Source organism: Flavobacterium psychraquaticum, assembly GCF_034497725.1.
Classification (GTDB): Bacteria; Bacteroidota; Bacteroidia; order Flavobacteriales; family Flavobacteriaceae; genus Flavobacterium; species Flavobacterium psychraquaticum.
This window is the reverse complement of record NZ_JAXKVR010000026.1, coordinates 146,372-169,848: the sequence shown is the minus strand read 5'-3', so window position 1 is coordinate 169,848 and position 23,477 is coordinate 146,372. Positions and strand designations below refer to the sequence as shown.

Genomic DNA, 23,477 nt, shown 5'->3' with positions numbered 1-23,477 from the left:
TCAAAATATAGAATCAAATATTATATCACAAAGCTAAATATAACAAACGTATAATATGTAACATTTTAACAAATATATTTGAAAACAGGATTTTAGCACAAAACTATTTCAACCATATAGTTGTTTTATATACATATAGAAACATTTTAACTATTTAAATGAAAATTAACTAATTTATTATATTAATTTTTTGTATTTTAGACAATTAAAATAATATTATGATGAAAAAATTACTTAGTTTATTATTATTTGTGCCATTTGTTACAAATGCACAATTTTGGACTGCGAAAGCTACCACTTTTGGGTCTCCTTCCAGAGGAGTTAATAGTATTTCTATTGTTGATGCAAATAATGTTTGGGTCAAAGCTTTAGATGGATCAGGTGGAGCGATTGAAACAATTAAGGAGTATTCGAAAAGTACTGACGGTGGTAATACTTGGACTTCGGGAGCTATAAATTTGGGATCAGGCACAACAGGTTTAGGAATTGGTAATATCACGGCGGTTTCCGCATCAACTGCTTGGGTCTCTGCGTTTCCTGCAACATCTGGTGCTGGTGGTATTTGGAAAACTACAAATGGAGGAACCACTTGGACTAAGCAAACTTCTGCGGAATTCAATACACCAAATGACTCTTTCACCAATTTTGTTCACTTTTTTGATGTTAACAATGGTGTTTGTCAAGGTGATCCTGCTGGCGGATATTTTGAAATTTACACAACTTCTAATGGAGGAACTACATGGACAAGAGTGCCAAGTGTAAATATTCCCGCAACAAATTCTGCGGCTGAATACGGATATACAAATTTTTATGAAGTCGCTTCTGGAACAATTTGGTTTGGAACAGCTACAGGACGTTTGTATAAATCAACTAATATGGGCTTAAATTGGACAGTGGCATCAACACCTCTAAGCGATAATCTTTTCTCTTTTTCATTTAAAGACGCTACTAATGGATTGATTGTGAATGATAGTAATGGCGCCATGTACAAGTCAACTGATGGCGGCGCAACTTGGATACCTCAAACGTATACAGGAACAGTTTTTACTGGTGATCTAACTTTTATACCAGGAACATCTGGTGTTGTAAGTACTGGTGCTGCAACAGGAAGTTCAGGCTCATCTTACAGTACTGACAATGGGTTAACGTGGGTAAATGTAGATATTGTTCAACATTTGCAAGTAGAATTTTTAAACAGTACAATAGGTTTTACAGGTGAATTTAATACTTCAAATAGTGCTGGAGGAATTTCTAAGTATACAGGAACGGTTTTGAGCACTCAGTCGTTTGAATCAAATGGTTTATCGATTTACCCAAATCCAATCAACAATATGTTTACTATCCAAAATGAAAATAATATTGGAATTAATAGTGTAACAATTGTAGATATCAACGGTAGAACAGTGAAGAATATTGATGTAAGTACGATAGAAAATGAAATTAATATTTCCGACCTTAATTCAGGAGTATATTTCTTAAATATCACTAATGATAAAGGTTTAGCTACAAAGAAAATTATTAAAAATTAGATTTTAGCATTTAGAAACTAATTTTGAAAAAATATGCTCCTTATTTTAACAAGGAGCATATTTATTTAATATCAAGATTGAATTCTATTTTACAGCATCAACAAATTCTAATTGTTCTAAACTAACTTTTGAAGTAAATACTCCATAATTTACAGTCGCTTTCAATTTTTCAATTTTTTCTAAAGTTCCTATAGCTTTTCCATCGGTCATTCGAACGCGATCGCCTACTTTTAGGATCACTTTTGGTTTGTTAGCTTCTTCAATTTTAGCCTTAATTTTCTTTTCTTTTTTAACTTCTCGAATTTCTTCCACTATAACTTTTACTTCTTCAGCAACTTTTTTCTGAACTACTTCTTTAACTTTTTTCTCTTTAACAGTAAGTTTTTTACGTTTTGAATTTTCAATCTCCACTAATTTTAAAACATCACCGATTAAAGTCTTTTTATCTTTATTATTGAAATAAGTTTCCGAGATATCATCAATCTTTTGTCCGATGTAAATCAAACGTTGATTCGCATCATATAATTCCTGATAACGTTCTAATTTATCTTGAATTTTCGCGTTGATGGTTTCCATTTTCTTACCTTCTTCACGAGCTTTCGTTTCTTCTTCCTTTAAATTAATTGAAGTTTTTTCTAATTTCGAACGTTCTTTCTGAAGTGTTGCGATCGTTTTATCAAAGCGAACTTTTCCGACTTCAATTTTCTTTTTAGCTCGATTTATTAATCCGAAGGGAATTCCATTTTTCTGAGCAACTTCAAACGTAAACGAACTACCAGCTTGACCTAATATTAATTTATATAAGGGTTCAAGTGATTTTTCATCGAAAAGCATATTGGCATTCGAAGCAAATGGCAATTCATTAGCCAGTATTTTCAAGTTACTATAATGCGTAGTAATAATTCCGAAAGCTTCGCGATCATAAAATTCTTCTAAGAAAATTTCGGCTAAAGCTCCACCTAATTCAGGATCAGAACCAGTTCCAAATTCATCAATTAGAAATAACGTTTTATCATTACATTTCTTCAGGAAGTAATTCATATTTTTCAAACGGTAACTATACGTACTCAAATGATTTTCAATAGACTGATTATCACCAATATCTGTTAAAATCCGATCAAATAAGAAGGTTTCGCTTCGTTCGTGGACTGGAATTAGAATTCCGCATTGCAACATCAATTGCAATAATCCAACCGTTTTTAATGAAATTGTTTTTCCACCGGCATTTGGACCAGAAATTACAATAATTCTACTTTCCGCGTGTAATTCTATAGTTTGCGGATAAGTGACCGCTTTTTTTTCTTTGTTATTTAAATATAAAATAGGGTGGAAGGCTTCTCTAAAAAACAAACGTCGGTCTTCCGTAATATTTGGTAATATTCCGTTGATTTTATTGGCGTATTTCGCTTTGGCGGCAATCACATCAATATCGCTTAAAAAATCTTGATAAGCCGCTATTGTGTCTGCAAACGGACGAATCTCATTAGTCAAACGCTTTAAAATTCGCATTATTTCTTCGCGTTCTTCATATTCTAAATTGTTTAATTCTCTAGAATAGCGTAAAGTTGCCTCGGGTTCTACATAAGCGATACTTCCGGTTTTAGAATTTCCTAAAATGGAACCTTTTACTTTTCTTCGATACATTGCTAAAACCGCTAAAACCCTACGATTATCAACAATACTTTCCTTAATATCATCTAAATAACCCAAGGAGTTGTATTGACTCATCGCCATTCCAAAACTTTGATTTATTTTGCCACGAACGACATTGATATTTCTTCTTATTTCAATTAAATCGGGTGAAGCATTGTCTTTTATTATACCAAATTTATCTACTACTTCATCTATTCGTTGATTAATTAGCTTAATAATATCAATTTGAACTGCTTTTTGATACAAATTAGGATAATAGGATTCAAATTTCTTTAAAAATTGAAGTAGCACAATTGCTGTTTCAGAAAGCGTTCCAATTTTCTTAAAACTTAGTACTTCTAAAAAACTGTCTTCAATCGCTAAAAATTTTAATTCGTAATTTATATTATCAAATCCGTGGTTTGGAATTGCATTATTGTTTGAAAAAGAAGACACATATTCAGAAGTCTGCTTTAAATTGATAAGCAATTCTTCTTTTGTTTTAAAAGGCACAATTGCCAACGCTTTTTCTTCCCCAATGTCCGTATTACACCGACCGGCGATGGTTTCTAAAATGGTATTAAATTCTAAATCTTTTAGTGTTTTTTCTGTAATCGAAATCATTTTTCTTTTTCTAGTAGGTCAAAGTTACAAAGTTATAAAGCCATATTGCAATAGAAATTTATATTTTTGGTAAAAATTATAATATGTTTATCAGAAATAACAGTTGGAAAGTCCAATTAAAGGAAGAATTTCAGAAATCCTACTTTTTGGAATTGATGCAACAGGTTGAAAATGAATACGAAGCAACAATTTGCTTCCCGCCGAAGGAGCTCATTTTTAATGGTTTTGAAAAATTTGATTTTCAACAAACTAAAGTGGTAATTATTGGTCAAGATCCTTATCACGGAACGGGTGAAGCGAATGGATTGTGTTTTTCGGTAAATGATGGCATTGCGATTCCGCCTTCGTTGAAAAATATATTTTCAGAAATTAATTCGGAATATGATCGGTTACTTTTTCCAACATCTGGCAATTTAGAACGTTGGGCAAAACAAGGAATTTTGTTATTAAATGCAGGATTAACCGTTAGAAAAGACGAAGCTAATAGTCACAAACATCTTAAATGGAATATTTTTACCGATGCTGTAATTCGACATTTAAACGAAAATTGTGAAAATGTAGTTTTTCTACTTTGGGGAAATTTCGCCCATAAAAAAGGCAAAATTGTCGACAGAAACAAACATTTGGTTTTAGAAACTGGACATCCATCACCTTTGAGTGCAAATCGGGGTTTTTGGTTTGGAAACAATCATTTCAAATTGACTAATGAGTATTTAAAACAAAATAAAAAAGCTGAAATAGAGTGGTAGTCTAATTCAGCTTTAAATTTATTATATAAGTTTTGTTAATTTTTAGTAGCGTTTTTCATTACAAAAAATCCGACAATACTAGCTACAACGGAGGCAATTAATACACCTACTTTAGCTTGACTAATTAATAATGGATCTTTAAAGGCTAATCCGGAAATAAATAAAGACATTGTAAATCCGATAGAAGCTAATAAACCAATACCAAGTAAATGTTTCACCGTAATTTCTTCTGGTAAAGTGGCCCATTTCATCTTGTGGAATAAATAAGTTCCACCAACTACTCCTATTAATTTCCCTCCAACTAATCCAAAAATTACTCCTAGAGTTACGTTACTAAAGCCATTTGAAAACATTGCACTATTAATTTCAACTCCTGCATTTGATAGAGCAAAAATTGGCATAATTATAAAGGAAACTAAAGGATGCATACTGTGTTCCAAGCGTTGTAATGGTGTTAACGCTTTTTTAGAATAATCCCTAATTTCCTCTAAAATATACAGTTGTTCCGTAGTTACCGTTGGATTTTCATTAGGTTTTGCTCCTTTAAATTCTTGCAATAAATAATTCAAGTGAAAATTAAATTGTTTTTCATCAATTTTTGCACTGGTAGGAATGGTAAAAGCCGCTAAAACAGCCGCTATTGTTGCGTGAACACCTGACATTAGAAATGCCAACCAAACACCACAAATTCCAACAATCCCGTAAAACAAAGTGTTTCTTACGCCAATAAAATTAGAGAAAACTAAAACTCCTATAAATAGAATCCCTACTAATAAACTATCAAAATCAATTTGTGACGTATAGAAAAAAGCAATAATTAGAACGGCTCCTAAATCATCTGCAATCGCTAAAACCGTTAAAAATATTTTTACTTGAATGGGAACTCGGTCTCCTAATAAGAATAAAACTCCGAGTGCAAAGGCAATATCGGTTGCCATTGGAATTCCCCAACCTTGAGAAGCTTCACCCGAACTATTAAAGAATAAAAAGATTAAGGCAGGAAAAATCATTCCACCAGCCGCAGCAACTATTGGTAGTAAAGCATTCTTTGGATCACTTAATTCGCCACCAACTATTTCTCTTTTTAACTCAAGTCCAACCACAAAGAAAAAAACCGCCATTAAACCATCATTTATCCAATGATGTAAAGATTTTGTTAATACGTGTTCGTCAAATCCAATGCTAAAAGAAGTTTCCCAAAAATGATGGTACGCGTCTCTTAAAGGAGAATTTGCCAAAATCATAGCAATTACAGCGGAAGAAAAGAGAACTATTCCACTAGTTGTACTGTTGTTTATAAAATCTTTTATAGGCTCGATAACCCATCTGTCTACTGGTGCTTTTTTAATTTCGTTTTTACTCATCAATTACTATTTAATTATTTTAAAATGTCAATGCCCCTAAAATTTCTTCACTCATAAATTTTCCGCCGGGGTAAGTAGCAGTGTAATCTAAATTCAACCAAATTTGACCACGTTCATCAATATGATAATGAATTTGTTGGTTATGAGATTCTTTAGCAAACAGAACTTCTTTAATGTAATAAGTTGCTGTTTCTAATTCTCGTTGCGAGCCAATTAGCATTTCGGGATACAAATGGCCGCCCGTGTGAATAATTCTTGGCGTTCCTCCAATTGCTTTAATACAAGCCGCCATCAAAATAGCATGGTCATCGCAATCGCCCGAGAAATGCTGTAAACTTTCTGAGGCTGGCGCTATGTATTCACTACCATTCGGGTCATTTACATAATTCCAGTTGTTTCTTATTTCTTTAAAAACTGCAAAACATTGAATCATTACACGAAGATCTCCTGATTTTTTTTCATTTCTAAAATGTTTTGCGGTAGATGCCACAGCAAAATTTCTAACTTTTGGATTATTATATTCAACAGCCGAGATAATTTTAGATTTGTTGGGAAAAGGAAGCAATTTAGAAATTATCAAATCTTGTGGATTCGGATTATCTTTCATGGCGTATATCATATAACGATAATCTTCAAAAACGCGATTAAAGCCATAATCACCAAATAAAGTTCCAAACAATAGCGCAATTAAGTAAAGAAAAACAATAAAAATAATAAACGTCTTTACAAGCCTTAACAGCAACTGAATTAACACAATAATAACTACAAATAGAATTATTCGATCTAACTGTAAAATCCAATTTAAATCTATTAAATTATGATGTACAACTAAAAAAACCGGTATTGCAATTAGAATATTTAGAAGAAAAATGACAACAACATCCCAAGGCTTCGGTAAAGAAAGCTTTTTTTTGAGTATGGCGATTGTTGGAATATTGATTGTCATTTCGTTTAAAACTATAAAAATACGATATTATTTAAGTATCATTTCTTTTGATACTTTTTTCTCGATGATTTTAAGCTTTAAAAGCTGTTCGATTATCTTATCAAAAGTTTGTGTATTCATTTGTTTTTGCGACCATTTTGTTAATTTCAACCATTCCTGAATTGCCTCAACTTCCTGATTGTATTTAGAAGCTAAAGTTCTATCAATACTAGGAATAATTTTAAATTCTTCAGTAGTGGTATTTATAATTTCTAAAATTTGTTCGATAACGTTCGGATTATTTTCCAAAAACTCATTTCTTACAGCAATTACAAAACAGGGCCAAGGCGTAGGGCAATCATCAATTCTTCTGAAAATTCCTTGATCTACTAAAGGTTTAGTCATAAAACGTTCCCACATAAAATAATCGGCTTTGCCTGAAGTTAATGCTTCAACAGCTCCGTCAATTGTATTTACAACTTCAAATTCTAATTTAGAAGTGTCCCACTTTTGATTTTCCGCATTTACGATACTCATCAATTGTGAACCTGAACCAAATCGAGAAATCGCTACTCTTTTATGTTCTAAATCAGCTAATGTTTTATAATTAGAATTGGCAGCAACATGAATTCCCCAAATTAATGGACTTTGCACGTAAACCTGCACAATTTTAGACGGATTTCCAGCTATAATATCTTTAATAATTCCTTCAGTAAGGATTACGGCAATATCTGTTTCACCATCTCTAAGCATCTGGCACATTTTCCCGGTTCCTTCTGGCACATCTGTCCATTCTAGGTCTATGCCAACAGCATCAAATTCGCCATCTTCAATACACATTTGCCAAGGTAAATTAAAGTGCTCTGGCACACCTGCTATTTTTATTGTTTTACTCATATTGTAAATATTTTTTTTTGTATTCGTAAATACTCGATTTTATTCTCACAATAAATTAAACATTAATATCTTTAAAATTGTTAAGACGCGCATAACGAATCAGATTTGTAAAAGATTCGTCATCTAGCTTTGGGATTTCTAAAATTGAATTGAGTAAAGTAGTGTCATATTCATTTGCCGGAGCCGTTAAATAAGGCTCTAAATGTTTTCCGATACTCTCGTAATATAGCTTTTCAATTGTGTTGGAATAACTAAAATCGAACGTTTTTTGAATGACGCTAAAATTAGAATAACCTACTTCCTTCATAATTATTTGCAGTCCTTCCACTAAATTGAAACTTTGATTATGCACAATGTTCAACTGTTTTATATCGTCTCTTTCAAAGATATTAACAATTACTTTAGCGACATAATCTACTGGAATAATATTTAAACCTGATGCATTATTTATTGAAAAACGTACATTTTCCTGCTCATTTTTGCGTTGGGCAGTGAAATGAAAAAATTTAGCCATCAGATAAAAAACCATATACTTTGAAATAAAATAACGATTTTCTGTTCCTAACATTTTTCCGCCAATCACACTTGGTCGTAAAATTTGATAAGGCAAATTTATAGCTTTGGACTGCTCAATTACGTAGCTTTCCGAATGAAATTTCGCATTTTCATATGCATTTCGATGTGCTAATTCAAAATCTAAATTATGAAAATCATTAGCAATCAAACCTTTTCTTGTTCCTGATGAAAAAGCAGTGCTTATGTATATGAATTTTTTTATGTAAGGAGAAAAAATTTTAAAAATTGCTTTCGTTATTTCGGCATTTTCCTTAAAAATTTTATTCTTTTGATCTTCATCGGTAGATAAATTTACTAAACCAGCAGCGTGGATAAAGTAAGAATCTTTTATTTTGTCCGAAAATGAATCGTTTATATTCGCTAAATCGGTATCAATGATTTCTAAAAATTCAGTTAGTTTTTCTATGCCAAAATCCAGTAAAATTTTCGGAGTATAATCACTTGATAAGATGCTGTTAATTCTATCTTTAGCACTAGTTTTCCCTTTGTTTCTAGAAATTAAAAATAATTTTCCATCAATGTTATTGGTTATGAACTGCTCCAAAATGTCAAACATAATATGAGAACCCAAAGCACCTGTTGCTCCTGTAAGAATAATTTTCATTCTAATTTTTGATTAACAACAAAAGTAATGCTAATTAGCGAATTTCAGGGCTAATTAGCATTCCTTCTTGATAATATTAACCTTATTTTAAACTTTAAATAACATTTCTATAACACTAATAAAGCACATTTGAAGATAATCTTATAATTACAAAGAAAAAGAAATTTGAATTTTCTTTAAAAATATTTTTCTGCCACAACTATAAATAAAAACAAGAAGATAAAAAAACTAATAAAATTCTTGTTTTGTGAGGTTAATCCTCCGTTATCTTTGGTAGCATCATCATCCAAAAAGTGTGAAATGTTTTTAGGATATTTGTCATTAAGTGGCACATTTAAAAATTGATAAAATAACCATCTAACAATTCCACCAATACCTAAAATAAAATTTTGAAGCAGATAATTCACTATTCTACTAACTTGTTTAAAGTATATTCAATTAATTCATCTACAGCCTTATAAGGATCTTCACTAAAAGTACCACTTGCACGATTGGCAATAATAGCATTCAATGATAAACATTGGTGTCCTAGTAATTTTCCAAGTCCATAAATCGCACCCGTTTCCATTTCTAGGTTGGTCATTTTGATTCCTTTATAATTGAATGAATCCATCTTATTATTTAATTCAGGATCTTGAATTCCTAAACGAACAACGCGACCTTGAGGGCCATAAAATCCACCAGCTGTTCCTGTGAAACCTTTGAATATTTTATCGCTTTCCAATTTTTTTTCCAAAGTTTTACTTCCTGCAATTACGTAAGGACGTCCTTTTTTCATATCCCAATTGGTATGTGTAATAAAAGCATCTTCCATCGCAATTTCCGAAATTTCTTCAATCAAATAGGATCGAAGCATATTATCTAATCCCAAGCCATATTGACTCATAACAAAGCTGTCACAAGGAATATCAGCTTGCAAAGATCCTGAAGTCCCAATTCGAACAATATTCAAAGAAGTTAATTCTTTTTTTATGGTTCTTGTTACCAAATCTACGTTTACTAAAGCGTCTAATTCATTCATTACAATGTCAATGTTATCAGGACCAATTCCTGTTGACATTACTGTAATTCTTTTGCCTTTATAGGTTCCCGTTTGGGTTTTAAATTCTCTTTTCTGAGTAGAAAAATCAATAGAATCAAAGTGTTTCGTGATTTTTTCAACACGATTTTGATCGCCAACGAAAATAATGTCATTTGCAATTTGACCAGGCTTTAAGTTTAAGTGATAAACACTTCCGTCTGGATTTAATATTAATTCTGATGCTGCTATCATTTGTTTTTTTGTTTAAAGTTTCAGGTTTCAGGTTTCAGGTTCTTAACTTTGAACTTGAAACTTGAAACTTGAAACAAATTTATCCGCCTACGCGTTTTGTTTTGAATCCTTTATCTTGTAACATTTTCATTATTCTATCGCGATAATCACCTTGAATAATGATTTCACCTTCTTTGAAAGTGCCTCCAACGGCTAATTTATTTTTAATTTCTTTTGCTAAAAGTTTAAAATCTTCATCTTCGCCTTCATAACCTGAAATAATCGTGGTTGGTTTTCCTTTTCGTTTCTCATATTTACAAATCATCGGTTCTTTTTGAACAAATAATTCGTGCGGCGTATCGTCGACCTCTTCGGGTTCGTTAGAAACTTCGTGGTCTGGGAATAATTTTTTTAGTTGTTCTTCTAAATTCATTATTATAATTTTTTAGCAACACAGATTTAAGAAATTAAAATAATTTTAAAAAATCTTTAGATTCTGCTTATTTGCTTTTTTTTAAATCATTTGTGAAAATTTTTCTTATAAATATTGGTTCTTTCCCAAAATTAAGAATTAATCCTACCTCACAATCTGTAACTTTTCAATAATTTAATAATTGTGTTTCTAAATTCATTGCTATAATTTTTTAGCAACACAGATTTAAGAAATTAAAATAATTTTAAAAAATCTTTAGATTCTGCTTATTTGCGTTTTTTTAAATCATTTGTGAAAATTTTTCGTAAAAATTGTGGTTCTTTTCCGAAATTAAGAATTAATCCCACTTCACAATCTGTGGCTTTTAAATAATTTAATAGTTGTGCTTCGTGTGCATCTACTAAACATTCGGTACATTTTAATTCTAAAATTAATGAATTATTAACCACTATATCAGGAATATAATCACCAACTATTTCATTTTTATAATAGACATTTATCTTTTTATGGGCTTCAATTTCGTAACCTCTTGATTTTAGTTCGATCAGCATCGCATTTTGATAAACTCTTTCTAGAAATCCGTATCCTAACTCGTTATAAACATTGTAGTAAATACCTATTATTGCTTTTGTTAACTCTTGATGTGGAAAATTTTTCATTTTTATTCTGTTTGGCTTTTAGTTTTTATTGTCTTCATTTCAAGAAACAAATTTTTGAAATTTCTTAAATCTGTGTTACATAATTACAAAAATTAAAAAAGGCATCAAGAAATCTCAATGCCTTTCTATGAATTATAATTTGGTATTTTATTTTTTAATCAATCCTAATTCCACTAAACGTTCGTGTAAATAAGCACCAGCAGTGATATCTTCATATTTTTTCGGATTGTTTTCATCAATACATTCTGCTAAACAATTCAAATCCATATCACTTACAGGATGCATAAAAAACGGAATAGAATAACGAGAAGAACCCCATAATTCTCTAGGTGGATTGACCACTTGATGAATCGTAGATTTCAACTTATTGTTTGTATGACGCGATAACATATCGCCCACATTAATCATTAACTCGTCCGGTTGTGCCATTGCGTCAATCCATTCGCCATCGTGATTTTGTACTTGCAAACCTTTTCCTTGAGCACCCATTAAAAGCGTAATCAAGTTGATATCGCCGTGAGCCGCAGCTCTAACAGCACCATCTTGTGGTTCACTAGTAATTGGTGGATAATGAATTGGACGTAAAATACTGTTTCCGTCTTTGATGAATTTGTCAAAATAAAATTCATCTAAGCCAATGTATAAAGCCAAAGCTCTTAATACATAAACGCCGGTTTTTTCTAACATTTGGTAAGCTTCTTTTCCTACCGAATTGAATTTTGCTAATTCTGTTACTTCCACATTATCTGGATATTCGCCAGCATAAGGTGAACCTTCGCTAACGTATTGTCCAAAATGCCAAAACTCTTTTAAATCACCAGCTGAACGACCTTTAGCGTGTTCTTTACCAAAAGAAACATAGCCTCTTTGACCGCCAATACCAGGAATTTCATACTTAGACTTGGTTTCTAACGGAAGACTGAAGAAGTTTTTCACTTCTGAATATAAGCCTTCAACTAGTTGATCATCTAAAAAGTGACCTTTCAATGCTACGAATCCAATCTCTTCGTAGGCTTTTCCGATTTCATTTACAAACTTTTGTTTACGTGCCGGATCATCCGACAGGAAATCACGTAAGTCAACACTAGGAATTTGTTGCATACTTAAACTTTATTGTTAATAAACCAATAGGGCTATAACCCAAGTACAACAAATATAATTATTTTTATTAAATAATAGTACTGTTGTTAACATTTAAAAAGCACCTTATAATTTCCATTCTAAAAAAGATATAATATTTTATCACAAATGGTTTTCAAAATGTTATTTTTCTTACTTTTGAGAAAAATTTAATTGTTCCACTATTATGAACTTTGAAAGAAGAGAATTATCGAATCCACAGTTGTTAGATTTATATAAGAAAATTCTAAAACCGAGATTAATTGAAGAAAAAATGCTAATCCTAATTCGTCAAGGAAAAGTATCAAAATGGTTCTCAGGAATTGGCCAAGAAGCTATTTCGGTCGGAATTACTGCAGTTTTGGATAAAGACGAATATATTTTGCCAATGCATAGAAACTTAGGTGTTTTTACAACGCGAGACATTCCGTTGCACCGTCTATTTTCGCAATGGCAAGGAAAAGAAAATGGATTTACAAAAGGTCGTGATCGAAGTTTTCACTTTGGTACGCAAGAATATAATATTATTGGTATGATTTCGCACCTTGGCCCACAAATGGGTGTTGCGGACGGAATTGCATTGGCTAATAAACTAAAGAAAAACGGAAAAGTAACTGCGGTTTTTACAGGAGAAGGAGCTACTTCAGAAGGCGATTTTCACGAAGCTTTAAATATTGCTTCTGTATGGGAATTACCCGTTTTATTTGTGATTGAAAATAACGGTTATGGCTTGTCAACGCCAACAAACGAACAATATCGTTGTGAAAATTTAGCCGATAGAGGAATAGGATACGGAATGGAAAGCCACGTTGTGGACGGAAATAACTTATTAGAAGTAGTGCATTTAATCACCGAATTAAAAACATCTATAGTTGAAAATCCTCGTCCGGTTTTATTAGAATTCAAAACTTTTAGAATGCGTGGTCACGAAGAGGCGAGTGGCACTAAATATGTACCACAAGAATTAATGGATATGTGGGCTGTGAAAGATCCTGTGGAGAATTACAGACGTTATTTGAAAGAAACTATAGTTTTATCAGATGAAGAGGATGAATTAATTCGTGCTGAAATTAAAAAAGAAATTGACACCGACTGGGCAAAAGTGCAAGAAGAACCAGCAATTGTAGCAACTTTGGAAGGAGAATTAGGCGATGTTTATGCTCCTTATGATTTTGAAACTTTTGAACCTTCAGCAGAAACTGAAAATATTCGTTTCATTGATGCTATTTCTTCAAGTTTACGTCAGTCAATGGAACGACACGATAATTTAGTAATTATGGGCCAAGACGTTGCCGAATATGGCGGTGCTTTTAAAATTACGGATGGATTTGTAGCGCAATTCGGAAAAGAACGCGTTAGAAATACACCAATTTGTGAAAGTGCAGTTGTTTCAGCAGCTAACGGATTGTCAATAAATGGCTATAAAGCCGTGATGGAAATGCAATTTGCAGATTTCGTTTCTTCAGGATTCAATCCTATTGTAAATTTATTGGCAAAACAACATTACAGATGGCAAGAAAAATCGGATGTAGTTGTAAGAATGCCTTGTGGTGGTGGCACGCAAGCCGGACCTTTTCATTCGCAAACTAATGAAGCTTGGTTTACCAAAACACCAGGGTTAAAAGTGGTTTATCCTGCGTTTCCTTACGATGCAAAAGGCTTATTGAATACCGCAATTAATGATCCAAATCCGGTTTTGTTTTTCGAACATAAACAATTGTATAGAAGTATTCATCAAGATGTCCCAAAAGACTATTATACATTGCCTTTCGGAAAAGCGTCATTGCTTAAAGAAGGTTCAGATGTAACGATTATCTCTTTTGGTGCAGGAGTGCATTGGGCTTTAGAAACATTGAATAATAATCCAGAAATTAGTGCCGATTTGTTAGATTTAAGATCTTTACAACCATTGGATACGGAAGCAATTTTTAATTCGGTTAAGAAAACAAATCGTGTAATTATTTTGCAAGAAGACACTTTGTTTGGTGGGATTGCAAGTGATATTTCTGCGCTGATTATGGAGAATTGTTTTGAATATTTAGATGCACCCGTTCGAAGAGTGGGAAGTTTAGAATCGGCAATTCCGTTTATGAAATCGTTAGAAGATCAATATTTACCAAAAGTTCGTTTTGAAACAGAATTAAAAGAGCTTTTGGCTTACTAGTTTTTTAGAATCTATAAGCTGAAAAACCAATATCTAATATTTGTTATTCCGTAGGGATTTCATTTAGAATTAGATTATTTATAAAAAAAACAACCATCGGAAAAGGTTACGAACCTGTTTTTGTGGTTGTTTTTTTTGTTAAATTTGTTTTGTCGCTTTTTTTTTAATTGTGAAAACACGAAATGAAGTTAGCTAAACAAAGAGCAATTCTTTATTCAACATTTTATAGAGGTGAAGAAAGATCAGTAGTAACTAGCTTTTTTTAATTCAGTTCCTTCATAATTTCAGCAAATAATTCATACGATCTAATTCTGTCCTTTACATCAAATATATGAGTAACAGCAATAAGTTCATCTGCTTTTGTTTCGGCTAAAAAATTCTTAACCTGTTCTTTTACTGTGGTTTTACTTCCAATAAAAGAATATTTCAACATTTGGTAAACTTGAGGATGTTGCATAACTTCTGTTAAATCATCGGTCATTTCTGTTGGTGGTTGTACATAATCTCGTTTTCCGGTTAGGATTCCAACAATCATACGAATTAGCGAAGTTGATAAACGCTGTGCTTCTTCATACGTATCAGCGACTATGATATTTACGCCAGCTAAAACATAGGGTTTTTCTAAGTGTTTTGAAGGTTGAAATTCGTTTCGGTAAATAGCCAATGCTTCCATCAAATGTGTTGTAGCAAAATGACTTGCAAAAGCATAAGGCAATCCTTTTTTGGCTGCCAAATGAGCACTATCAGTACTTGAACCTAAAATATAAAGCGGAACTTCAACACCTTCTGCAACTGTGGCACGAACTTTAGCAGTTGAATTGTCTGCAGAAAAATATTTTTGAATTTTATCGATTTCATTTGGAAACGAATGTGCAGCTTCCATAAAATCAGACCGAATGGCTTTTGCGGTTTCTCCGTCTGTTCCTGGAGCTCGTCCTAATCCTAAATCAATACGATTAGGATATAATGATCCTAAAGTCCCAAATTGTTCCGCTACTAGTAATGGCGAGTGGTTCGGCAACATAATTCCACCCGAACCAATGCGAAGTGTTGTTGTTCCTTGTGCAACGTAACCAATTAATATCGACGTGGCACTGCTGGCAATATTAGGAGCATTATGATGTTCTGCTAACCAATAACGTGTATATCCAAATTTTTCAGCTTGTTGAGCTAGTTTTAGTGCATCGGTATAGGTTTGCTTTAACGAATTTCCATCTGAAACTAAAGCAAGATCTAAAATAGAATAGGAGGTATGTTGATTTTTCATTGATTTTTATACTTAAAATTTTGACTTTTTTTGAGGTAGCAAAATACTTTTGTGAGCTATCTTAACACTACAAATACTAAAACGAAATACATTAATTAGTGAATTTTACTCAACTAAAAACCTTGTTTTATATAATTTTTTGCGGTTGTAGTTTTTCAATTTAAGAAGTTACAAAGTTAATTCAATTAGGTGGATGGTGCTAAATCACGTCTCTTAATAATTTAATAAACTATTGTTAAACTAATATTAATTTCAAACAATTAAATTGCACAAAACTTAATTTTATTTTACATTTGTACCATCAAATTGACAATATGAAAGATCCATTACATCTTAGTGAGCAAGTTTGTTTTCCGGTTTATTCCCTTGCTAAGGAAATAATTAATCAATATCGCCCTTTTTTAGATGAACTTGAACTTACTTATCCGCAATACCTAGTTATGCTGGTTTTATGGGAATTTGAGCAACAAACGGTCAATCAAATCGGTGAAAAATTACAATTGGATAGTGGCACTTTAACTCCATTACTAAAAAGAATGGAACTGAAAGATTTTGTTACTCGAATTAGAAGTTCTGTTGATGAACGAATAGTAAATATTTCATTGACCAAAAAAGGTACAGCTTTAAAGGTTAAAGCTGCTTGCATTCCTACGAAAATGATGGAATCTATGGATCTTTCAATGGAAGATTTGATCGTTTTAAAAAACATAATTAGTAAAATTTCAAAAAAATAAAAATGAAAACATTGTATACAACAAAAGCTACGGCGACCGGTGGAAGAAACGGACAAGTAAAAAGTGAAAACGGAATTATTAATCTAGAAGTTAGACATCCAAAGGCTTTAGGCGGTGCCAATGATGATTTTGCAAATCCAGAAATGTTATTTGCTGCCGGATATTCGGCTTGTTTTGATAGTGCTTTGAATTTGGTTATTAAAAAAGAGAATATTCAAACTGGAATTACATCTGTAACTGCTCAAGTTAGTATTGGTCAAACGGAAACGGGTGGATTTGGCCTTGAAGCAGCATTACACGCAACTATTCCTGGAGTTACTATGGAAGTTGCACAATCGTTAATTGAAAAAGCACATCAAGTTTGTCCTTATTCCAACGCGACAAGAGGAAATATGGCCGTAAAATTGACTCTTTCAAACGAATAAATAAATTAAATAACACATAAATAAAATGGCTTTAATAGAAGATTTAAATTGGAGACACGCTGTAAAAGCATACGATTCAACAAAAAAAGTAAGTAAAGAAAATATTGATAAAATAATAGAAGCAGCTCGTTTAGCACCAACATCTTCAGGTTTACAACCTTTTAATGTGCTTGTTGTTGAAAATCAAGAATTAAAAGAGAAATTAGTAAAAGGAGCTTTAAATCCGGATTGTATGAGAGATTGTTCTCACGTATTGATTTTTGCGGGATGGGATCGTTATACCGAAGAACGAATTGATAAAGTTTATGATTTTACCACTGACGAACGTGGTTTAGAACGCGGTCGTTTTGGAAGTTATACCGATATGCTAAAGAAAATGTATATGGCGCAATCTGCTGAAGAAAATTTCGCACACATTGCGAGACAAACTTATATAGCTCTTGGATTAGCCTTGGGACAAGCTGCTGAACTACGAATTGACAGCACGCCTGTTGAAGGATTCGACAATAGTGTTGTTGATGAAATATTAGAACTAAATAAATTAGGATTAAAAAGCGTCTCTTTAATGTATGTTGGTTATGCCGACACGCCAAAAGACTGGGTTGCTCCAATGAAAAAAGTGAGAACTCCTAAAGAGGAATTTGTAATTGAATTCAACTAATTTTATAAAAAAACCTGAGTCAAAAAATTACTTCTGATTCAGGTTTTTTCCTATTCATATATTCCCAAACGCTTTCTTAGATAATTAATTTCCGAAAGCAATTGATTTTCTTTTTCTTGAAGATTTAAAATAACTTCAATTCCTTCTTTATTGATGTTTAAATCGTTGTGAAGTCGTATTATTTTTTCGATAAAGACCAATTGATTTTTAGCTATATATTTTTGTTGTTGATGCGCAATTGTTTGAATTAAACCAAATTCTTCTAAATCTTGGATAAAGTTAATTTCAATTTGATATTCTTTACAAAATACGTCTATTACAATTAATTCTTGCGTTTCCATAAGTTTTAGTTTTTAGTGGTTTTTGCTAATTCATTGAACAATTCCTTTTCTCTTTCCGAAAGATTTGTTGGAATGACGATATTATAAATCACGTATAAATCCCCAAATGAATCCTCTTTTTTATAAATTGGAAAACCTTTTCCTTTCAAACGTACTTTTGTACCATTTTGAGTTCCTGCTGCAACTTTTAGTTTCAATTTTGACTGATTGAAATCGGAAATTGTAATTTCTCCTCCTAAAACAGCACTGTATAAGTCTATATTTTGGGTGAAAAATAAATCATTTCCGACTCGTTTAAAAGCCGTATTATTTACAATTGAAAACGTAATATATAAATCGCCACTAGGTCCATTATTCATTCCCGGCGAACCATAACCACCAATTTTAATGGTTTGTTGGTCTTCAATTCCAGCAGGAATAGTAATTCTAATATTTTTTCCGCTAACCGTAAATTCCTTTTTATGAGTTGTATAAGCTTCTTTTATATTGATTTGTACTTCTGCCTGAATATCTTGTCCGCGATATTTGGGTTGGCTTCTTCGACCACCAGCAGATTGATTGCCAAACATTGAAGAAAAATAGTCCGAAAAATCATCTCCGCCAAAACCACCGCCATACGATTGTTGTTGGCCAGCGTTAGAATATTGTTGTTGTTTGTATTTTTCGTATTCTTCACCGTTTTCCCAATCTTTTCCATACTTATCGTATTTCTTTCTTTTTTCGGGATTGCCTAAAACTTCATTAGCTTCATTCAATTGTTGAAACTTCGCATTGGCTTCTTTATCGTTTGGGTTAATGTCGGGATGTAATTTTCTAGCTAATTTTCGATAAGCTTTTTTAATTTCATCTGCAGTTGCAGTTTTGGAAATGCCTAGTACTTTGTAGTAATCAATAAATTCCATAGAATGAGTAAATTAAACAGTTTAATTGGCTTAAAATGCTTAGTAAATTTACAAATTTCTATGGAATTTTCACTTTAAAATATCTTAAAATTTGACTTTAATAGCGGATTATGTTAGAATTTTTTTAATTTCTAAACCCTTGTGCAAATTTCAAATTGAATCTGTTGTTCTAAAATTTCCCCAACAACCAATAGATGATTACAAATATTATAATTGTTGTAAGACAGCCACCGCCTAATTTTTTTGCGGTAAATCCGGCGATTATAGTTTTAAAAAATCCGTTCATAATATTTAGTTTTAATTGATTAGTAAAGCAAATTTAAGATAGATTATCCATTTAACTTTTACATAATTCTATAAATAATTTATATAAATTTAATGTTTTAAAATTATTTCAAATAGTACTATTTAGTTCTTATTCAAACCTATAATGAATTTATTTTTTCAGCTAGCTGATGATCTAAATCAGTAATTTCGTTTTTATCGTGCGTAAATAAAGTAATTTCTAATTGAAATGCTTTATGAATTTTACAATCGGGATGATGATTCATTTCATCTGCACAAGTAGCTATTTTTAAAAGAAATTGTGCTAATTCCGTTTGGGTTTTAAACTTAAAGTTTTTCACCAATTTTCCATCAATTACGTTCCATTCCATAGTTTTAGTATTTACCGTTTAATAATTCGCCTCCAATTGTAGATCTCGCTTCAATTCCTAATTTTTTCATCATTTCATACGTTGTGCAGACCGCAGCTGAAGTTACTGGAATTCCACATTCTGCCTGAATTAAGTCAATAGCTTCCAAAGATGGCATTTGCACACAAGCTGAAACAACCAAAACATCCACATCAGTTAGGTCTAATTGTTTATAGATTTCCAATAAATTCATAGGATTTTGTGCCGCAACTTCCAAATTATCAGGAATTTCTAAAGCAATGCTTTCTTTAACTTTAATGCCTTGATTTTCAATATAATCAACTACCATATCTGTTAGAGGTCTCATATAAGGTGTAATTATTGAAATTTGTTTCGCACCCAAAACTTTTAAACCATTAATCAAAGCACCAGCAGAAGTTACAATAGGAGTAGGGAAGTCATTTGCTACCGTTTCCTGATGTAAATTTACTTCAGAAACACAATGATAACCGCGTCCCATACTCATAATAGCAACTAAACAAGCATATCCCATAACGTCAACTTGTGCATCCGATAATTCTTGTGCACATTTTAAACTCATAGCATCCATAGCTTCTAACTCTTCTTTGGTTACCTTTTTCATACGCATTCTACTGCTGTGAAACGTAAAACGTTCTGGTAAAATGGTTTCTCTAGATCTAAAAAGAGCTGGTATTTCAGTTTCCATCGTTACGTTTGATGATGGAACTATTTGTCCGATTCTATATTTCATTTTTTATTATGTTTTTTTCGAACACAGATTAAGGAAATTCTAATAATTTTTAAAATTTATTTAATCTGTGTTCTAATATAATTATATTTCCCTTATTGTATTGATGATCGTTCCGATACCTTCAATCGTTGCTTCAATTACATCGCCATTGTGCAACCATTCTTGTGGATTTCTTCCGGCTCCAACACCTGCAGGAGTTCCAGTTGCGATGATATCACCTGGCTCTAAAGTGAAAACCGTACTTAAATCTTCGATCAAATCGTTGATATTAAAAAGCATTAATTTGGTGTTCGAATTTTGTTTTTCTACGCCGTTTACTTTTAAGGATAAATTTAAGTTATGGGGATTTTCAATTTCGTCTTTTGTGACTAAAATTGGTCCCATTGGAGCAAATGTATCTTGTCCTTTTGAAACAATCCATTGCCCTTCACGACGACAATCTCTAGCTGAAATATCATTAATAATTGTGTAACCAAAAACATAATCTAAAGCTTCCGATTTAGGCACGTATTTACCTTTATTAGAGATGATTACCGCTAATTCGCATTCATAATCTAATTGTTGTGTTAACTTAGTGTTTTTGATTACTTCTGTATTTGTTGCGGTTACCGTTGTAGGCGGTTTTGAAAAAATAATTGGTTGGGTTGGAAGTTTTCCAGTAGTGTCTAATGTTCTAGCACTTTCGGCAACGTGTTCCGTATAATTCAAGCCAATTCCAATGATGTTTTTCCGAGGTTTTTCAATTGGAGCTAAGAATGTTACTTCATCTAATTCATAGGAAATTTCTTCGAAAAATTCGTCTGGCGTATCTGCAACTAATTCTGTAATTTCTGCAATAATTTCAAATCCCATATCAATTAATTCCAACATATCATTTGGCAAAGGTAAATTTGAAATATCTCCAAAATCTTGCATATCGATAACTTGATTGTTGTGTAAGAACCCTAATCTTGGTTCGGTGTCTTGTGTTTTATAAGTAAGTAGTTTCATAGTTTTTATTTAATCGTGATAATCGCAATGGATTGATCAAAGTTCGCAAATGTTTTGGATAATATTAAATTTGTTCTGAGTATTGAATTACCTGATTTCCTTCGTTTTCCATATATTCTTTCGATTGAAATAAACCTAAACTTTCAATAACTGGTAAGTCATTAAAATTGAATAAACACGCATCTTCAGTTTCGGAAGCATTATGATGTTCGTGCCAAGCCCAAGATGGAACGCAGAAAATATCACGTTCTTTCCAATCGAATCTTTTGCCGTTCATGATGGAATATCCTTTTCCTTTAGCACATTGAAACACGAAAGAACCCGTATGTTTATGTGCTTTTCCTTTGAAACCCGCAGGTAATAATTGCATCGAAGCTCCCATCGTTTGCATCACGTGTCCGCCAGTCATTGGGTTGGAATAATGCATAAAAACTCCATCAAACGGATTGATTTCTGTCACTTTTTGTGCTTCTAATAAAGCCGGATAAACATTCTTCCAGGAATATTTAAACAAAGGCGAATAAGGTTTATCCCAAGTAGTATCTGCTGGAATTAATCCCGAACAACCATAAGTAATTGGTGAGAAATTAAGTGGTTTTACTAATTCTTGATGTCCGTCTAAAACAGCATAATCATTAGCTTCTAAAGCATTAACTAACGGAATATCCAAGCCGTCTTGCCAAATACACGTTTTTCCACCTGCTTCAACGCCGTGTTCGTGCCACGCAGAATTTGGAGTAATTACAAAATCGTTTACCTCTAACATAATTTTATTACCGTCGACGATTGTATAACCGCCTTCTCCTTCCATAATAAAACGTAGGGCAGAAGCTCGATGACGATGTGCCGAAGTAAATTCGCCTGGACGCGTTACTTGAATGCCCGAATACAACCAACCCACGGCCGCCGCCACATCTTTTCGCTTTTCATTGACTAAATAAACCACTCGTCTTCCGGCTTGTTCTGGTGTAACTAATTCTGATGATTTTAAAACTAAACTACGTAAATCATCATATTTCCATAGCATTGGAACAGATGTCGATCGTGGTTCCCACGGTTCAATATCGTTGGCAACGGTCCATAAAGCACCAGCTCCTAGACTTTCTAATTCTTTATAATAAGCAATTAATTCTGGTGAATCCTGAACTCTTGCTCTTCCGTATTGGTCGTCTGAATGGTTGTCGTTCATTTGTTTATGTTTTTTTTGGGGCTAAAGCCAATTACTCATTTTTTTATGAAATGAGTTGAAACCTATTTCTATTTATAATTGTACATCGTTAAATTTTATAAATCATTTCGTTATGTTCATTTTGATTCAAATTTTAATTTTAAAATGGGTTGAAACCCATTTCTATTGATTGTTTTACATCGTTAAATTTTTCAAATCCACATTTATCAATCATTTCATTTTAAAATGGGTTGAAACCCATTTCTATTGATTATTGTTCGTCGTTAAATTTTTGAAATCCGAATTTATTAATCATTTCATTTTTAAATGGGTTGAAATCCATTTCTATTGATTGTTTTACATCGTTAAATTTTTGAAATCTGAATTTATTAATCATTTCATTTTTAAATGGGTTGAAACCCATTTCTATTGATTATTGTTCGTCGTTAAATTTTTGAAATCCGAATTTATTAATCATTTCATTTTTAAATGGGTTGAAACCCATTTCTATTGATTATTGTTCGTCGTTAAATTTTTGAAATCCGAATTTATTAATCATTTCATTATGTTCCTCTTGATACGATTTTTTATTGTGATGAAATTCTTGTTTTTTAATGTAATTTCTAACTTTTTCAACCATAGATTCTGAAACTGAAACAGCAAAATATTCATCTTGCCATTGAAATTTTTCTAAAATTAATTTTTGATTATTAAACCAAAATGCCGATTCTCCTTTTATCAATTGCATTACTTTACTAATTGTCTGTTCTGTTCCTAATGAAACTAAACAGTGACAATGATCATTATATCCATTTACATAATCTCTAAAAATATCTTTTTTTGCTCCATTTTCTTTAATATGTTTCCACATAGCTTTTCTTAAATCTATAGTCTTCAGATAAGGAACTCTATTTTTAGTACTCCAAACAAAATGAATGTAAACTTTTATAAATGGCATATATTTTTATGTTATAAATTCGATAGTTATAATGTTCAATAAATGATTTAAAAGATATTAAATAGTTCAATTGCATTTGTCTCAATTCCTTCTGTCT

The 23,477-nt window shown here is 32.1% G+C and carries 24 protein-coding genes; 6 read left to right on the top strand and 18 right to left on the bottom strand.

Features of this window, described 5'->3' with window-relative positions; all coding sequences use genetic code 11:
- Positions 1-218: 218 nt before the first annotated feature.
- On the top strand, positions 219-1,529 hold the full coding sequence (locus T1L09_RS05825; RefSeq protein WP_322550017.1) for a T9SS type A sorting domain-containing protein: 1,311 nt from the start codon (positions 219-221) through the stop codon (positions 1,527-1,529).
- Between the two features lie 84 nt (positions 1,530-1,613).
- On the opposite strand, the gene T1L09_RS05820 is transcribed toward T1L09_RS05825, so the two are convergent.
- On the bottom strand, positions 1,614-3,785 hold the full coding sequence (locus tag T1L09_RS05820; RefSeq protein ID WP_322550016.1) for an endonuclease MutS2: 2,172 nt from the start codon (positions 3,783-3,785) through the stop codon (positions 1,614-1,616).
- 83 nt (positions 3,786-3,868) lie between these two features.
- Here T1L09_RS05820 and ung point away from each other — a divergent pair, with 83 nt between their 5' ends.
- The gene (gene ung / locus T1L09_RS05815) at positions 3,869-4,534 is read left to right on the top strand and encodes a uracil-DNA glycosylase (RefSeq protein ID WP_322550015.1); all 666 of its coding nucleotides are present in this window, start codon (positions 3,869-3,871) and stop codon (positions 4,532-4,534) included.
- Between the two features lie 35 nt (positions 4,535-4,569).
- Here ung and nhaA read toward each other — a convergent pair whose 3' ends face one another.
- From nhaA to T1L09_RS05775, 8 genes are all read right to left on the bottom strand, one after another.
- Positions 4,570-5,898, bottom strand: coding sequence for a Na+/H+ antiporter NhaA (gene nhaA, locus T1L09_RS05810; protein ID WP_322550014.1), 1,329 nt, complete (start codon positions 5,896-5,898; stop codon positions 4,570-4,572).
- A 19-nt stretch (positions 5,899-5,917) separates the two neighbouring features.
- Positions 5,918-6,844: a transglutaminase domain-containing protein gene (locus T1L09_RS05805; protein ID WP_322550013.1), complete on the bottom strand. Its 927-nt coding sequence runs from the start codon at positions 6,842-6,844 to the stop codon at positions 5,918-5,920.
- Positions 6,845-6,871: 27 nt separating this feature from the next.
- Positions 6,872-7,720, bottom strand: a complete 849-nt coding sequence (locus T1L09_RS05800) for a substrate-binding domain-containing protein (RefSeq protein ID WP_322550012.1) — start codon at positions 7,718-7,720, stop codon at positions 6,872-6,874.
- 55 nt (positions 7,721-7,775) lie between these two features.
- Positions 7,776-8,900, bottom strand: a complete 1,125-nt coding sequence (locus T1L09_RS05795) for an SDR family oxidoreductase (protein ID WP_322550011.1) — start codon at positions 8,898-8,900, stop codon at positions 7,776-7,778.
- Positions 8,901-9,306: 406 nt separating this feature from the next.
- Positions 9,307-10,173, bottom strand: coding sequence for a nucleoside phosphorylase (locus tag T1L09_RS05790; protein ID WP_322550010.1), 867 nt, complete (start codon positions 10,171-10,173; stop codon positions 9,307-9,309).
- Positions 10,174-10,252: 79 nt separating this feature from the next.
- Complete coding sequence (locus T1L09_RS05785; protein ID WP_322550009.1) at positions 10,253-10,585, bottom strand: translation initiation factor; 333 nt, start codon at positions 10,583-10,585, stop codon at positions 10,253-10,255.
- 266 nt (positions 10,586-10,851) lie between these two features.
- The gene (locus T1L09_RS05780; protein WP_322550008.1) at positions 10,852-11,244 is read right to left on the bottom strand and encodes a GxxExxY protein; all 393 of its coding nucleotides are present in this window, start codon (positions 11,242-11,244) and stop codon (positions 10,852-10,854) included.
- Between the two features lie 147 nt (positions 11,245-11,391).
- Positions 11,392-12,345, bottom strand: a complete 954-nt coding sequence (locus T1L09_RS05775) for an isopenicillin N synthase family dioxygenase (RefSeq protein ID WP_322550007.1) — start codon at positions 12,343-12,345, stop codon at positions 11,392-11,394.
- Between the two features lie 205 nt (positions 12,346-12,550).
- Between T1L09_RS05775 and T1L09_RS05770 the strand changes: the two genes are divergently transcribed.
- Positions 12,551-14,527: an alpha-ketoacid dehydrogenase subunit alpha/beta gene (locus T1L09_RS05770; protein WP_322550006.1), complete on the top strand. Its 1,977-nt coding sequence runs from the start codon at positions 12,551-12,553 to the stop codon at positions 14,525-14,527.
- A gap of 262 nt (positions 14,528-14,789) precedes the next feature.
- On the opposite strand, the gene T1L09_RS05765 is transcribed toward T1L09_RS05770, so the two are convergent.
- Positions 14,790-15,794, bottom strand: a complete 1,005-nt coding sequence (locus T1L09_RS05765; RefSeq protein ID WP_322550005.1) for an LLM class flavin-dependent oxidoreductase — start codon at positions 15,792-15,794, stop codon at positions 14,790-14,792.
- A 314-nt stretch (positions 15,795-16,108) separates the two neighbouring features.
- Between T1L09_RS05765 and T1L09_RS05760 the strand changes: the two genes are divergently transcribed.
- Genes T1L09_RS05760 through T1L09_RS05750 form a run of 3 tightly spaced genes read left to right on the top strand, consistent with a single transcriptional unit; the run spans position 16,109 to position 17,614 of the window.
- Positions 16,109-16,528, top strand: a complete 420-nt coding sequence (locus T1L09_RS05760) for a MarR family winged helix-turn-helix transcriptional regulator (protein WP_322550004.1) — start codon at positions 16,109-16,111, stop codon at positions 16,526-16,528.
- Between the two features lie 2 nt (positions 16,529-16,530).
- On the top strand, positions 16,531-16,953 hold the full coding sequence (locus T1L09_RS05755; protein WP_322550003.1) for an organic hydroperoxide resistance protein: 423 nt from the start codon (positions 16,531-16,533) through the stop codon (positions 16,951-16,953).
- Positions 16,954-16,978: 25 nt separating this feature from the next.
- Complete coding sequence (locus T1L09_RS05750) at positions 16,979-17,614, top strand: NAD(P)H-dependent oxidoreductase (RefSeq protein ID WP_322550002.1); 636 nt, start codon at positions 16,979-16,981, stop codon at positions 17,612-17,614.
- Between the two features lie 50 nt (positions 17,615-17,664).
- Here T1L09_RS05750 and T1L09_RS05745 read toward each other — a convergent pair whose 3' ends face one another.
- From T1L09_RS05745 to tnpA, 8 genes are all read right to left on the bottom strand, one after another.
- Positions 17,665-17,955: a chaperone modulator CbpM gene (locus T1L09_RS05745; protein ID WP_322550001.1), complete on the bottom strand. Its 291-nt coding sequence runs from the start codon at positions 17,953-17,955 to the stop codon at positions 17,665-17,667.
- Between the two features lie 5 nt (positions 17,956-17,960).
- A complete protein-coding gene (locus tag T1L09_RS05740) occupies positions 17,961-18,857 on the bottom strand; it encodes a J domain-containing protein (protein WP_322550000.1) in 897 nt (298 codons plus the stop codon).
- Positions 18,858-19,282: 425 nt separating this feature from the next.
- Positions 19,283-19,513 (bottom strand): 4a-hydroxytetrahydrobiopterin dehydratase, encoded by a 231-nt coding sequence (locus T1L09_RS05735; RefSeq protein WP_322549999.1) that lies wholly within the window; start codon positions 19,511-19,513, stop codon positions 19,283-19,285.
- Positions 19,514-19,517: 4 nt separating this feature from the next.
- Positions 19,518-20,264: a maleate cis-trans isomerase family protein gene (locus T1L09_RS05730; RefSeq protein ID WP_322549998.1), complete on the bottom strand. Its 747-nt coding sequence runs from the start codon at positions 20,262-20,264 to the stop codon at positions 19,518-19,520.
- An 81-nt stretch (positions 20,265-20,345) separates the two neighbouring features.
- Positions 20,346-21,254 (bottom strand): fumarylacetoacetate hydrolase family protein, encoded by a 909-nt coding sequence (locus T1L09_RS05725; protein ID WP_322549997.1) that lies wholly within the window; start codon positions 21,252-21,254, stop codon positions 20,346-20,348.
- Positions 21,255-21,318: 64 nt separating this feature from the next.
- Positions 21,319-22,443 carry a cupin domain-containing protein gene (locus T1L09_RS05720; RefSeq protein WP_322549996.1) on the bottom strand — a complete coding sequence of 375 codons (1,125 nt, stop codon included), beginning with the start codon at positions 22,441-22,443 and terminating at the stop codon, positions 21,319-21,321.
- Between the two features lie 250 nt (positions 22,444-22,693).
- Positions 22,694-22,846: a hypothetical protein gene (locus T1L09_RS05715; protein WP_322549995.1), complete on the bottom strand. Its 153-nt coding sequence runs from the start codon at positions 22,844-22,846 to the stop codon at positions 22,694-22,696.
- Between the two features lie 90 nt (positions 22,847-22,936).
- Complete coding sequence (gene tnpA, locus T1L09_RS05710) at positions 22,937-23,380, bottom strand: IS200/IS605 family transposase (RefSeq protein ID WP_322549994.1); 444 nt, start codon at positions 23,378-23,380, stop codon at positions 22,937-22,939.
- Between the last annotated feature and the right edge of the window lie 97 nt (positions 23,381-23,477).